At 69.8% G+C, this 14,506-nt stretch carries 7 protein-coding genes; 5 read left to right on the top strand and 2 right to left on the bottom strand.

All coding sequences use genetic code 11. From position 1 onward, the window contains the following. The first annotated feature begins 44 nt into the window (after positions 1-44). Genes ACWGJ5_RS17900 through ACWGJ5_RS17880 form a run of 5 tightly spaced genes read left to right on the top strand, consistent with a single transcriptional unit; the run spans position 45 to position 6,580 of the window. Positions 45-929 (top strand): hypothetical protein, encoded by an 885-nt coding sequence (locus ACWGJ5_RS17900; protein ID WP_453310650.1) that lies wholly within the window; start codon positions 45-47, stop codon positions 927-929. Then, positions 926-3,139, top strand: a complete 2,214-nt coding sequence (locus ACWGJ5_RS17895; RefSeq protein WP_453310649.1) for a hypothetical protein — start codon at positions 926-928, stop codon at positions 3,137-3,139. The genes ACWGJ5_RS17900 and ACWGJ5_RS17895 overlap by 4 nt, the downstream gene beginning before the upstream one ends. Positions 3,140-3,160: 21 nt before the next feature. After that, on the top strand, positions 3,161-4,774 hold the full coding sequence (locus ACWGJ5_RS17890; protein ID WP_453310648.1) for a hypothetical protein: 1,614 nt from the start codon (positions 3,161-3,163) through the stop codon (positions 4,772-4,774). After that, the gene (locus ACWGJ5_RS17885; protein ID WP_453310647.1) at positions 4,771-5,316 is read left to right on the top strand and encodes a Pycsar system effector family protein; all 546 of its coding nucleotides are present in this window, start codon (positions 4,771-4,773) and stop codon (positions 5,314-5,316) included. The genes ACWGJ5_RS17890 and ACWGJ5_RS17885 overlap by 4 nt, the downstream gene beginning before the upstream one ends. A 52-nt stretch (positions 5,317-5,368) precedes the next feature. Then, entirely contained in the window at positions 5,369-6,580 is a 1,212-nt protein-coding gene (locus ACWGJ5_RS17880; RefSeq protein ID WP_453310646.1) for a M48 family metalloprotease, read from the top strand. A 91-nt stretch (positions 6,581-6,671) separates the two neighbouring features. Here the strand turns inward: ACWGJ5_RS17880 and ACWGJ5_RS17875 are convergent, their stop codons facing one another. Further along, complete coding sequence (locus ACWGJ5_RS17875) at positions 6,672-10,571, bottom strand: DNA-directed RNA polymerase subunit beta' (RefSeq protein ID WP_453310645.1); 3,900 nt, start codon at positions 10,569-10,571, stop codon at positions 6,672-6,674. A gap of 97 nt (positions 10,572-10,668) precedes the next feature. Beyond that, positions 10,669-14,154 carry a DNA-directed RNA polymerase subunit beta gene (gene rpoB, locus ACWGJ5_RS17870; RefSeq protein WP_453310644.1) on the bottom strand — a complete coding sequence of 1,162 codons (3,486 nt, stop codon included), beginning with the start codon at positions 14,152-14,154 and terminating at the stop codon, positions 10,669-10,671. Positions 14,155-14,506: the final 352 nt, after the last annotated feature.

Here is a 14,506-nt window from a genome sequence, read left to right as displayed (position 1 = left end):
AGCCACTCTGCTGCCCTGCACGGCAAAACCCCCGAGAGGCGACGATGACCGACCCCGTGAGCCGTACGATCCTGCTGCTGGACATCGAGAGGTTCAGCGACCGAGACGACGTGGAGCAGGCCTATCTGCGGCGCATGCTCTACGACATCACCGACCGCACCCTGGAACGCGCCGGCATCGACGAGACCCGGCGGTTGCGCGCCGACCGCGGGGACGCGGTCCTGGAGCTCATCGATGCGAACGCCTCGGTCACGACGCTGCTGCGCGTCCTGCTCAAGGAGGTCCCGGCCGAGCTGCACGCCGTCAACCGCATGGCGTCCCGCTCCGCCCAGATCCGGCTGCGCGGTGTCGTCGCCACCGGCTATGTCGCCGTGGACGAGCTCGACGGCTGGGTCGGCTCCGACCTGAACCACGCCTTCCGTCTGCTCGACGCCGGCCTGTTGCGCGACGCCCTGCGCGAGCGGTCCGACGACTTCGCGCTGTGCGTCTCGGACGCCCTGTACGCGGGCGTCGTGCGCCACGACCACCCGGGCATTCCCGCGGCCGAGTTCCGCCCGGTGACGGTGGGCAGCAAGAACGGCCCGCTGAAGGCCTGGCTGCACGGGCCGCTGCCCGCCGGCCTGGACCGGCAGGAGGACCACCGTCAGGAGGACCACCGCGACACGGGGGAGGGGGAGGTGCCAGGCGGTTCGGGGGACCGCCCGGCACCGGGCAGGCCCACTGCCCCCGTCGAGGACGGCCCGGCACCGGCCGGATCAGGGAGCGCCCCGGCGTCGGGCCCGGTCATCAACGTCCACGGCGGCAGCTTCACCGGCGGGCTGATCGGCGGCAGCCAGTTCGGCGGCATCAGCGGCGGCTGCTTCAACGGGGACGTCGTCTTCGGCGACCCCGGCAAGGACGGCGGGCGCCCGCGGGGTGAGGGCGCGTGAGCACACCCGAGGCCCAGGCACCGCCCCGTCCGGCGGCCGCAGCGGGGGCCGAGCCGGCCGCGGACGAGCCCAGACCGGCCGAAGGCGGCGCGGACCCGGGCGAGCCCGAGGAGCGGGACCAGCCGCAGACCGCCTGGTCGGCGCGGCGGGACCTGGTCGACCACAGTCCCCGCAGCATGAACGTCGGCGCCCGGGCCCGCTTCAGCGGCGGTCTGCTCGGCGGCGACCAGCACGGCGGTATCAGCGGCGGCCACTTCACCGGCGACGTCTTCCTGGGCGGCCGCACCGAGGTCTACCAGCTCGCCGCGTCCGGGGCCGCCGCCCCCGCCTCCGGCGAGGTGCCCGAGGCCACCCTGGAGGAACTGGAGCGCGGTTTCGCCGCCGACGAGCGGCTGATGGACCGCCTGCTGCGCCGGCTGCGCGACGACCGGGTCCTGGTGCTGTCCGGCGCCCGCTTCACCGGCCGGCGCAGTGCCGCCCTGATGCTGCTGCGCCGCCTCGGTGCCCTGCCCGTGCGCACCCTGGTCAGCGACACCACCGCCGACAGCCTCGCCGACCGGCTCTGCGGCGAGCGGGGCGAGCCGAAGGCCCGCGGCCATGTCCTGTGCGACCTCGCCCCGCGCCGCGACCAGCCGCTGCGCTGGACGCATCTGCTCGCCGCCCGCGAACGCCTCACCGAGCGGGACGCCTACCTCGTCGTCACCCTCGATCCCGGCGCCGCGCTGGACGACGTGACCGTCGAGGAGTGGCACCCGCCGGCCGCGGCCGACGTGCTCGCCGCCCAGCTGCGCGCCCGCACCGGCCAGGAGACGGCCGGGAAGATGCTCGGCCTGCCGCCGGTGACCGAGTTCCTGCAGCGCAGTCACCAGCCGCGCGAGTCCGCCGCGTTCGCCAGGCTGCTCGCCCGGTACGCGACCGGGGAGGTCGCAGAGGACGCCGTAGGACAGTTCTCGCTGGTGTCCCTGGAGAACCAGGTCCAGGAGTGGTTCGAGGCGGAGGAGTCCGAACTCCACCTGCGGGACAAGGCCTTCCTCGTCGCGCTCGCCGCCTTCGACGGCGGGCCCTACGCGCTCACCGCCGAACTGAGCGACCTGCTCTACCGGTTCCTGCAGGAGACCGACAACCCGGCCCGCGTCCCCGAGGTCCCCGTCTTCGGCACGCACGTCGGCAAGCGGCTGCAACTGGCGCGGGCGCGCATGTACGGGGAGCCCGAGCACACCGAGTGGGGCCCGGTCGACCAGCAGAAGGCCGCGTTCCGTGACGAGCGCGCCTCCCTGGTGCTGCTGCGCGAGGTGTGGACCGGCCACCCCTCCGCCCGACCCGCGCTGATCGCCTGGCTGCGCCGGCTCGCGGACGACGGCCGCCCGCTGGTGCGCACCCGGGCCGCCTCCACGGTGGCCGTCCTCGCCCGTACCGACCTGCCGTCCGCGATGGCGCTGGTCATCGAGCCGTGGGCGACCTCCAAGCGGTACCGGCAGCGGCTCGTGGCGGTCAACGCGCTCGCCCTGTCGCACCTGGTCGGCACGCCCAACATCCCGCGCGTCCTCGACGCCTGGTGCGAGGGCGACGACCCGAGGCTGCGCTGGGTGGCCGTAAGGGCGTACGGGCTGATCGGGGCGGAGCGCCCGGAGCAGGCGCTGGCCGCCCTGCGTGGTGCCGTACGGCGCCTGTACGCGGACACGCCCGACGACATCGACGGCGAACTGGCGCGGGAACTGGCCGAGTCCGTGGAGCTGTTGCTGCTGTCGGCGGCGAGCGACCGCGTTCTCGACGAGCTGTGCGGACACCTGACCGACGACCCTGCCGCGCGCGACCTGACGCTGAGCGGTTTCGTCGGGGCGTGCCGGCACACCGAGGGCGACGAGCGGTACGGCCTTCCGCTCGTCCTCGGCTGGTTCGCCCGCGCGGCCGTCGACGACGGGCCCGCCGCGCAGGGCGTGCCGTTGCTGTGGCGGGCCGCGCTGGGCGATCCGCGCGCCACCCGGCAGGCCCTGCAGATCCTGCGCACCTGGGTGCTCATCGCCGACCGGTCGACGGCCGTCGAGTGGGCCCTGGCCGCGCTGCTGCCCAGGCTCGTCACCACGGCCACCGAGCACGAGCGGCTGAACCACCTGCTGCGCACCATGCCGGGCGAGGACGGCACTCCCCCGCCCGGGGTCACCGACCGCCTGCTGACCGCGCTCCACACCGACCCACGTCCCACCCGCTGACCTACCCCTGGACGACACGCCATGCCCTCCTTCCGGCAACCCGAGTGGCAGCAGCCCGCCGACCGGCACACCCAGCTGGTCGACCCGGTACTCACCGTGCGGCAGCTGTCCCGCTTCGAGTTCAACTTCCGGTCCCTGGTCCGTATCGACCACGCACTCGTCTTCTCCACCCCCAAGGGCTCCTACGAGGCCTATCTGCCGCCGCAGCGGCCGACGCGCGCCGAGATCACGGCCAGGCGCTATTCCGCCGTCTACGAGGTGGACATGGGCGTCCACCCGCACACGGCCACCCTCGCGCTGCCGAGCAACAACGACGCCTTCGAGTTCACCGCCGAGGTCGACCTGTCCTGGCAGGTGCTGGATCCGGCCCGGTTCGTGGCGAGCGGCCACCGGGACGTGCCCGCCCTGGTGCTCGGCGAACTCCAGCAGGCCGCCCGGCCGGTGACCCGGGGTTTCCCGGTCGCGGACAGCGCGTCGGCCGAGCGGAGGCTGCTGGAGGCGGTGAGCGTGCTGGGTCCGCCGGGCGCGACCGCGGGACTCCAGGTCACCTGGACCCTGCGGCTCAAGCGCGACCAGGCCGACATCGAGCACCAGCAGCGGCTGCGGGCCATCGACCACTCCGCCACCGAGCAGGTCCACGCGGCCCAGCGCGGCATGGACGTCGACGTCGAGGTGGACCGCAGGCTGCGGCAGCAGGACGCCCTGCAGATCGAGCGGGCCGTCGCGTACGGCGCACAGCAGCACGAGCTGCTTCTGCGGCAGCAGCGCTGGCAGCACGAGCAGGCCGTGCTCGCCGGCGGGCAGCAGCACGAGCTCGCCCTGCAACAGGGCCGCCAGCACATCGAGTTGCAGCAGATCGAGGCCCAGAAGATCGCCTTCTACCAGTACCACCTGCAGCAGGGCGGCGTGCACGCCTGGGCGCTCCATCTAGCCCAGCACCCCGAGGACTCCCAGCTGGTGATGTCCAGCATGCGCGAGGACCAGCTGCGCATGATCCAGGCGCAGATGGACCTGGTGAAGCAGCTGCTGAGCGGCGACACGGCCGAGAGCTACGAGCTGGAGGGCCCCAAGCAACTGGCTCTCCGCACGGTCAGCGACATCCTCAACCAGCGCCTTCCGGGAGTCCCGCAGAACCCGCCCCTGCTGCCGGAGGGCCCCGGCTACGGCCCACCGGTGCCCGCCGGACCCGGCTACGGCCCACCGGCACAGCCGACACCGGTCCCGCAGCCGGAGACGTCGGAGGGAACACCACCGACGTCGACCGCCGAGGCACGGCCCTCCGGCCCTCCCCCGTCTCCGACACCGACGGCTCCACCAGCGCCGACGGCAACTCCGCCGGGCCCCTTCAGCCCACCGGTGCCGCCGACGGCGGCTCCGGCGGCGCCTTACGGTCCGCCGGTCCCGGCCGCGGCCCCCTTCGTGCCGCCGCCGGGAATGCCGGGACCGTACGGCACCCCCGCCGTTCCGCCCCCGCCACCCCAGCCCACCTACGTCCCACCGCCCCCGGCCTGGCAGCCGCCTCCGGGGTACGGCACGACGCCGACGGTGCCGGACCCGCGCCCCACGGCGGAACCGGACGACGCCAAGCCGCCGGTCGCGCCCGGCGACGACGACGGCGCCGGGAGCGCTCCATGACGGCCACGGACCCGGCCGCCCCCGGCGCACCGGACGCCCCGGACGTCCCCGCCGCTGCCGCGCGGCTGTGTGAACGGCTGCTCGCCGAGACACGGAACGAGATCGCCCACGCCGACAACAAGGCCTCCGTCCTGGTCGCCGCGCTCGGGATGAGCGCCGGCGTGTTCAGCGGACTGCTCGCCGGGCGGAAGTGGACCCCGTCCGCCCTCTCCGCGGCCGGCACCGTCTTGTGGTGGGCCGGGGCCCTGTCGCTCCTGCTCGCGCTGTTCGCCCTGCTGCTCGCCGTACTGCCCCGCTACCAGCTGGGCACGTGGACACCGGGGGAGCCGCTGTCGTACTTCGGCGACGTCCAACAGGCCGTCCGGCAGGGCGGGTTGGAGACCGCGCTCGCCGACACCGAGAACCGTCCCACGGCCGGGCTGGCCCGCGCCCTGACCGAGAACAGCCGGATCGCCGTACGCAAGCACCAGTGGATCCGCACCGGGCTCATCGCCTTCTGCGCCGGCACGGTCCTGCTGCCCGCATCCCTGCTGGTCGGCTGATCCGACCGTCCGCAGCCGTCCCCACCCGCACGTGAAGGAACGAACGACCGCCATGACCCAGCCCATGCCCCCGGACCACCCCGAGCCACCCGCCCGCCCACATCCCGAGCCGGCCCCGCCGTACCCCCACGCAGCTCCGCAGTACCCACAGGCGGCTCCGCAGTACCCACAGGCGGCACCAGCGGCACCCCCGTACCCACAGGCGGCACCAGCGGCACCCCCGTACCCGCAGGCGGCGTCCGTGCCGCCGCAGTACCCGGAGGCGCCTGCGCCCCTGCCCCCGGTCCCCGCCCAGCACCCGCACCACATCGACACCGACCGGGGGCGGGTCTTCCTCTCCGCCGATCAGCGCCGGACGGACGCCACGGCCGTGGGGAATCTGCTGCTGCACGTGCCCAACTTCCTGTGCAGCCTCTTCGTCGTCGCCCTGGTCTCGCTGTTCTTCGGCGGCCTGGGCATCGTCGTCATACTCGCCTGGCTCGCCAGCGGCGCACTCGTGTTCCACCGGCCGACGGAAAGCGCCCTCGCGCGCCATGTGCTCCGTCTGCGCTACCCCACTCCACAAGAACGCGCCAAACTCGAACCGGTCTGGCGGGAGGTGACGGCCCGCGCCGGCATCGAGGGCCGTAACTACGAGCTGTGGGTGGAGGACAGCGACGCCCTGAACGCGGTCGCGGCCGCCGGACACATCGTCGGCGTCACCCGCTTCGCCATGAACGGGCTGCCCAACGGCGAACTGGCCGCCGTCATGGCGCACGAGCTGGGCCACCATGTCGGTGGCCACGCCTGGTCCTCGCTGCTCGGCTACTGGTACGCCCTGCCCGGCCGGGTGGCCTGGCGGGTGCTGAAGGCGTCCTTCGGCTTCATGTTCAAGGTGTCGCGCGCCTTCGGCTGCTTCGGCATCGGCTTTCTGGTGCTGTTCGTCGGCGGGATCGCCCTGGCCACGATCACCACCTTCTTCGGCCTGCCGCTGCTGATCCTGGCCGTGCCGTACGCCCTGGCCGCCGTGGGCCGCCGCGCCGAGCTGCGGGCCGACGAGCATGCCGCCGTGCTCGGCTTCGCCCCCATGCTGGCGGCCGTACTCGACAAGCTGCACCGGCAGGAGCAGGCGCAGCAGACCCAGCTGGCCGCTCAGAACGGCGGGCGGCCCGTCGAGGAGAGCGCGCTGGCCCGGCTGCTGTCGTCCCACCCGGACCACTACACCCGGCTGCACCACCTGCAGCCGTATCTGCAGCCGCAGGGACCGCAGCCGCAGGGCCAGTAGCAGCAGGGCGCGTAGCGGCGTCGGCCGCACGGCCGGCGAACACGCCGAAGGGCGGCCACCCCGTGGGGTGACCGCCCTTCAAGCTGCTCGCTTACTGGTTGTACGGACCGTAGTCGTAGTCCTCCAGCGGAACGGCCTGGCCGGAGCCGGTGCCGAACGGCGAGTAGTCGATGTCGTCGTAGCCGACGGCCGAGTACATCGCGGCCTTGGCCTCCTCGGTCGGCTCGACCCGGATGTTGCGGTAGCGGGACAGGCCCGTACCGGCCGGGATGAGCTTACCGATGATGACGTTCTCCTTGAGGCCGATGAGGCTGTCGGACTTGGCGTTGATCGCCGCGTCCGTCAGGACTCGGGTCGTCTCCTGGAAGGAGGCGGCCGACAGCCAGGATTCCGTCGCCAGCGAGGCCTTGGTGATACCCATCAGCTGCGGACGACCGGAGGCCGGGTGACCGCCCTCCTGGACCACACGACGGTTCTCGTGCTCGAAGCGGGAGCGCTCGACCAGCTCACCGGGCAGCAGCTCGGCGTCGCCGGACTCGATGATCGTCACGCGGCGCAGCATCTGCCGGATGATGATCTCGATGTGCTTGTCGTGGATCGACACACCCTGCGAGTTGTAGACCTTCTGGACCTCGCCGACCAGGTGGACCTGGACGGCACGCTGGCCCAGGATGCGCAGCACGTCGTGCGGGTTGGTGGCACCCACGGTGAGCTGCTGGCCCACCTCGACGTGCTCGCCCTCGCTGACCAGGACCTTCGCACGCTTGGAGATCGGGAACGCCGTCTCGTCGCTGCCGTCGTCCGGGGTGACGATGAGCTTCTTGGTCTTCTCGGTCTCCTCGATGCGGACGCGGCCGCTCGCCTCGGAGATCGGGGCGACACCCTTCGGGGTACGGGCCTCGAAGAGCTCGACGACACGCGGCAGACCCTGGGTGATGTCGTCACCGGCCACACCACCGGTGTGGAAGGTACGCATCGTCAGCTGGGTACCGGGCTCACCGATGGACTGGGCCGCGATGATGCCGACCGCCTCACCGATGTCGACCAGCTTGCCGGTGGCGAGCGAACGGCCGTAGCACATCGCGCAGGTGCCGACGGCGGACTCGCAGGTCAGGACCGAGCGGGTCTTGACCTCCTCGACGCCGTACTTGACCAGCTCGTCGATGAGCACGTCACCGAGGTCGGTACCGGCCGGGGCCAGCACCTTGCCGTCGACGACGATGTCCTCGGCGAGGCAGCGCGCGTACACGGACGTCTCGACGTCGTCCGCCTTGCGCAGCACACCGTCCGCGCCGCGCTCCGCGATGTGGAGCTTGAGGCCACGCTCGGTGCCGCAGTCCTCCTCGCGGATGATGACGTCCTGGGAGACGTCGACCAGACGACGGGTGAGGTAACCCGAGTCGGCGGTACGAAGGGCGGTGTCCGCCAGACCCTTACGGGCACCGTGCGTGGAGATGAAGTACTCCAGCACGGACAGACCCTCACGGAACGACGCCTTGATGGGCCGCGGGATCGTCTCGTTCTTCGCGTTCGACACCAGACCACGCATACCGGCAATCTGACGCATCTGCATCATGTTGCCTCGTGCACCCGAGTTCACCATCATGAAGATCGGGTTGGTCTTCGGGAAGTTCTCGTTCATCGCCTCGGCGACCTCGTTGGTCGCCTTGGTCCAGATCGCGATGAGCTCCTGCGTGCGCTCGTCCTTGGTGATCAGACCGCGCTCGTACTGCTTCTGGACCTTCTCGTCCTGCGCCTCGTAGCCGCGGACGATCTCCTTCTTCGCCTCGGGAACGACGACGTCGGAGATGGCGACGGTGACGCCGGAACGGGTGGCCCAGTAGAAGCCGGACGCCTTCAGGTTGTCGAGCGTCGCCGCCACGATGACCTTCGGGTAGCGCTCGGCGAGGTCGTTGACGATCTCGGAGAGCTGCTTCTTGCCGACCTCGTAGTCGACGAACGGGTAGTCCTCGGGCAGCAGCTCGTTGAAGAGCGCGCGGCCCAGGGTGGTGTTCAGCCGGAAGCTGTCACCCTGCTGCCACTCCGGCTCGCCCTCCTCGCGCGCCGGCGGGGTCCAGCCGCGCGGCGGGATGGTGCCCACCGGGAAGCGGATGTCCACGCGCGACTGCAGCGAGAGCTCGCCGGCGTCGAACGCCATGATCGCCTCGGCCACGGACGCGAACGAGCGGCCCTCGCCCTTGACGTCACGCATCTCGCCGTCGGTGGTGAGGAAGAACAGACCGAGGACCATGTCCTGGGTCGGCATCGTCACCGGACGGCCGTCGGCCGGCTTGAGGATGTTGTTCGAGGACAGCATCAGGATGCGGGCCTCGGCCTGCGCCTCCGCGGACAGCGGCAGGTGCACGGCCATCTGGTCACCGTCGAAGTCCGCGTTGAACGCGGTGCAGACGAGCGGGTGGATCTGGATGGCCTTGCCCTCGACCAGCTGCGGCTCGAAGGCCTGGATGCCGAGGCGGTGCAGGGTGGGAGCACGGTTCAGCAGGACCGGGTGCTCGGCGATGACCTCTTCGAGGACGTCGTACACGACCGTACGGCCGCGTTCCACCATGCGCTTGGCGCTCTTGATGTTCTGCGCGTGGTTCAGGTCGACCAGGCGCTTCATCACGAACGGCTTGAACAGCTCCAGCGCCATCGCCTTCGGCAGACCGCACTGGTGCAGTTTCAGCTGCGGACCGACGACGATCACGGAACGCGCCGAGTAGTCGACACGCTTGCCGAGCAGGTTCTGACGGAATCGACCCTGCTTGCCCTTCAGCATGTCGCTGAGGGACTTCAGCGGGCGGTTACCGGGACCGGTCACCGGACGGCCGCGACGGCCGTTGTCGAAGAGGGCGTCAACAGCCTCCTGAAGCATGCGCTTCTCGTTGTTGACGATGATCTCGGGCGCGCCGAGGTCGAGCAGCCTCTTCAGACGGTTGTTGCGGTTGATGACACGGCGGTACAGGTCGTTCAGGTCGGAGGTCGCGAAGCGGCCACCGTCCAGCTGCACCATCGGACGCAGGTCCGGCGGGATGACCGGGACGCAGTCCAGGACCATGCCCTTGGGGCTGTTGGACGTCTGCAGGAACGCGGAGACGACCTTCAGGCGCTTGAGGGCACGGGTCTTCTTCTGGCCCTTGCCGGTGCGGATGATCTCGCGGAGGCGCTCGGCCTCCTCCTCGAGGTCGAAGGACTCCAGACGCTTCTGCAGCGCCGCGGCACCCATCGAGCCGTCGAAGTACGTGCCGAAGCGGTCACGCAGCTCGCGGTAGAGCAGCTCGTCGCCCTCGAGGTCCTGGACCTTGAGGTTCTTGAACCGGTTCCACACCTCGTCGAGGCGGTCGATCTCGCGCTGCGCACGGTCGCGCAGCTGCTTCATCTCGCGCTCGGCACCCTCGCGCACCTTGCGGCGCACGTCGGCCTTGGCGCCCTCGGCCTCCAGCTCGGCCAGGTCGGACTCGAGCTTCTTGGCGCGGGCCTCCAGGTCGGCGTCCCGGCGGTTCTCGATCTGCTGGCGCTCGACCGAGACGTGCGCCTCCAGGGAGGGCAGGTCGCGGGTACGGCGCTCCTCGTCGACGTACGTGATCATGTACGCGGCGAAGTAGATGACCTTCTCGAGGTCCTTGGGCGCCAGGTCCAGCAGGTAGCCGAGGCGCGAGGGGACACCCTTGAAGTACCAGATGTGCGTGACGGGCGCGGCGAGCTCGATGTGGCCCATCCGCTCACGGCGCACCTTGGCGCGGGTGACCTCGACGCCACAGCGCTCACAGATGATGCCCTTGAAGCGGACGCGCTTGTACTTGCCGCAGTAGCACTCCCAGTCCCGGGTGGGGCCGAAGATCTTCTCGCAGAAGAGGCCGTCCTTCTCGGGCTTGAGGGTGCGGTAGTTGATGGTCTCGGGCTTCTTGACCTCGCCGTGGCTCCACTGACGGATGTCGTCAGCGGTGGCCAGGCCGATCCGGAGCTCGTCGAAGAAGTTGACGTCGAGCACTATGCGTCAATCCCTCTCAGGGTCGTAAGTCTGTGGTCTGAAACGGGGGCCTGGGGGTCGGCGGGGCCCCGTGGGTGGGGGCCCCGCCGGACTCCCGTCAGACCTCTTCGACGCTGCTCGGCTCGCGCCGGGACAGGTCGATGCCGAGCTCCTCCGCAGCGCGGAAGACGTCCTCGTCGGTGTCACGCATCTCGATGGACATACCGTCGCTGGACAGCACCTCCACGTTCAGGCAGAGCGACTGCATCTCCTTGATGAGGACCTTGAAGGACTCGGGGATGCCGGGCTCGGGGATGTTCTCGCCCTTGACGATGGCCTCGTAGACCTTCACGCGGCCGGTGACGTCGTCGGACTTGATGGTCAGCAGTTCCTGGAGGGCGTACGCGGCGCCGTAGGCCTCGAGTGCCCACACCTCCATCTCGCCGAACCGCTGGCCACCGAACTGCGCCTTACCACCCAGCGGCTGCTGGGTGATCATCGAGTACGGACCGGTCGAGCGGGCGTGCAGCTTGTCGTCGACCAGGTGGTGCAGCTTCAGGATGTACATGTAACCGACCGAGATCGGGTCCGGGAACGGCTCACCGGAGCGGCCGTCGAACAGCCGCGCCTTGCCGGACGGGAGCACCATGCGCTCGCCGTCGCGGTTCGGGATGGTGTGCTGCAGCAGACCCGCCAGCTCGTCCTCGCGGGCACCGTCGAAGACCGGGGTCGCGACGTTGGTGCGCGGGGCGACCTGGTCGGCGCCGATGGCCTGCAGGCGCTGGGCCCACTCGTCCGCGAGGCCGGAGACGTCCCAGCCGCGGCTGGCGAGCCAGCCGAGGTGGATCTCCAGGACCTGTCCCGGGTTCATTCGGGACGGCACACCCAGCGGGTTGAGGATGATGTCGACCGGGGTGCCGTCCTCCAGGAACGGCATGTCCTCGATCGGCAGGATCTTGGAGATGACACCCTTGTTGCCGTGACGGCCGGCGAGCTTGTCACCGTCGGTGATCTTGCGCTTCTGTGCGACGTAGACGCGGACCAGCTGGTTCACGCCCGGCGGCAGCTCGTCGCCCTCCTCGCGGTCGAAGACGCGCACACCGATGACCTTGCCGGTCTCGCCGTGCGGCACCTTCAGCGAGGTGTCACGGACCTCACGGGCCTTCTCACCGAAGATCGCGCGCAGCAGGCGCTCCTCGGGGGTCAGCTCGGTCTCACCCTTCGGCGTGACCTTGCCGACGAGGATGTCACCGGCGATGACCTCGGCACCGATGCGGATGATGCCGCGCTCGTCGAGGTCGGCGAGGACCTCCTCGGAGACGTTCGGGATGTCCCGGGTGATCTCCTCGGGGCCGAGCTTGGTGTCACGGGCGTCGACCTCGTGCTCCTCGATGTGGATCGAGGAGAGGACGTCGTCCTGCACGAGGCGCTGCGACAGGATGATCGCGTCCTCGTAGTTGTGACCCTCCCACGGCATGAACGCCACGAGCAGGTTCTTGCCGAGGGCCATCTCGCCGTTCTGGGTGGCCGGGCCGTCGGACAGCACCTGGCCGGTGACGACGCGGTCGCCCTCGTTGACGATGACCTTCTGGTTGACCGAGGTGCCCTGGTTGGACCGGGAGAACTTGGCCAGGCGGTACGTGATGTACGTGCCGTCGTCGTTGGCGGTGGTGATGTAGTCCGCGGAGACCTCCTGGACCACACCGTCCTTCTCGGCCTTGACCACGTCGCCGGCGTCGACCGCGGAGCGGTACTCCATGCCGGTGCCGACGAGCGGGGCCTCGGACTTAATCAGCGGCACGGCCTGACGCATCATGTTCGCGCCCATGAGGGCACGGTTGGCGTCGTCGTGCTCGAGGAAGGGGATCATGGCGGTCGCGACCGACACCATCTGGCGCGGCGAGACGTCCATGTAGTCCACGTCCTCGGGGCCGACGTAGTCGACCTCGCCGCCACGGCGGCGGACCAGCACGCGGGCCTCGGCGAACCGCATCTCGTCGTTCAGCGGCGCGTTGGCCTGCGCGATGACGAAGCGGTCCTCCTCGTCGGCGGTCAGGTAGTCGACCTCGTCGCTGACCTGGCCGTCGACGACCTTGCGGTACGGCGTCTCGATGAAACCGAACGCGTTGACCCGGCCGTAGGAGGCGAGCGAGCCGATCAGACCGATGTTCGGGCCTTCCGGCGTCTCGATCGGGCACATGCGGCCGTAGTGCGAGGGGTGCACGTCACGGACCTCGAAGCCGGCCCGCTCACGGGAGAGACCACCCGGGCCGAGGGCGTTCAGACGACGCTTGTGCGTCAGCCCCGACAGCGGGTTGTTCTGGTCCATGAACTGGGACAGCTGCGAGGTGCCGAAGAACTCCTTGATCGACGCCACGACCGGGCGGATGTTGATCAGGGTCTGCGGCGTGATCGCCTCGACGTCCTGGGTGGTCATGCGCTCGCGCACGACACGCTCCATACGGGCGAGACCCGTACGGACCTGGTTTTGGATCAGCTCGCCGACGCTGCGGATACGGCGGTTGCCGAAGTGGTCGATGTCGTCGGTCTCGACCATGATGGTGCGACCCGACTCGCCGACCGTCTCGGTCTCGCCGGCGTGCAGCTTCACCAGGTACTTGATGGTGGCGATGATGTCGTCGGTGGTGAGCACGCCGGCGTCCAGCGGCTCGTCCGCACCGAGCTTCTTGTTGACCTTGTAACGGCCGACCTTGGCGAGGTCGTAGCGCTTGGGGTTGAAGTAGAGGTTCTCCAGCAGCGTCTGCGCGGCCTCACGCGTGGGGGGCTCGCCCGGACGCAGCTTGCGGTAGATGTCGAGCAGCGCGTCGTCCTGGCCCTGGGTGTGGTCCTTCTCCAGGGTGGCGCGCATGGACTCGTACTCGCCGAACTCCTCGAGGATCTGCTCGGTCGTCCAGCCGAGCGCCTTCAGCAGCACGGTGACCGACTGCTTGCGCTTGCGGTCGATACGCACACCGACCATGTCGCGCTTGTCGATCTCCATCTCCAGCCACGCACCCCGGGAGGGGATGATCTTGGCGGAGAAGATGTCCTTGTCGGACGTCTTGTCGATGGTGGAGTCGAAGTAGACACCGGGGGAACGGACCAGCTGGGACACCACGACACGCTCGGTGCCGTTGATGACGAAGGTGCCCTTGTTCGTCATGAGCGGGAAGTCGCCCATGAAGACCGTCTGGGACTTGATCTCACCGGTCTCGTTGTTGGTGAACTCCGCGGTGACGAAGAGCGGGGCGGCGTACGTGAAGTCGCGCTCCTTGCACTCGTCGATGGAGTTCTTCGGCGGCTCGAAGCGGTGGTCCCGGAACGTCAGGGACATCGACCCGGAGAAGTCCTCGATCGGGGAGATCTCCTCGAAGATCTCCTCCAGACCGGACTTGGTGGGGACGTCCTGACCGTTCTCCAGAGCCTCCTCGACCCGACTCTGCCAGGCGGTGTTGCCGAGCAGCCAGTCAAAGCTCTCGGTCTGCAGCGCGAGCAGGTTCGGAACCTCGAGAGGCTCCTTGATCTTTGCAAAGGAGATGCGCAGCGGGGCGGTGCTGGCGCCGTTGTTCATATTCGCGGTCGAGGCATTGCGCGAGGCGGCCAAGAGGGGGTCCTTCCGAGGGCTCGGACTCACTACGCGCGTACCGGCCCCTCACCCGTACACAGAGACAGAAACCCCAGGTCAAGGGAGCTTTTGTCATCAGTGCTCGAGTGAGGGCAGACCCCTGGTGACGGGCAGGGGACAGCTAACAGGCAGCGCAAAGGGTCAGTGTAGCCACTTGGCACACTGATGTCCAGTGCGGGTTTGTCGAGACCCTCGCTGTGCTCACCGCTCTTGTCAACGCCCTCGGCATGCCTGCCCTCAACGCACGTTGATACTGCCCTCTTCGCCGTCGATCCATGCCTCGGATTCGGATCCTTGTGACGACGCGTCCTGAGAATTGCGCGCTGCGTGC

Source organism: Streptomyces sp. NPDC054783 (genome assembly GCF_053611725.1).
Note: the sequence above shows the minus strand (reverse complement) of the source record. Positions and strands in the feature narration are given on the sequence as shown.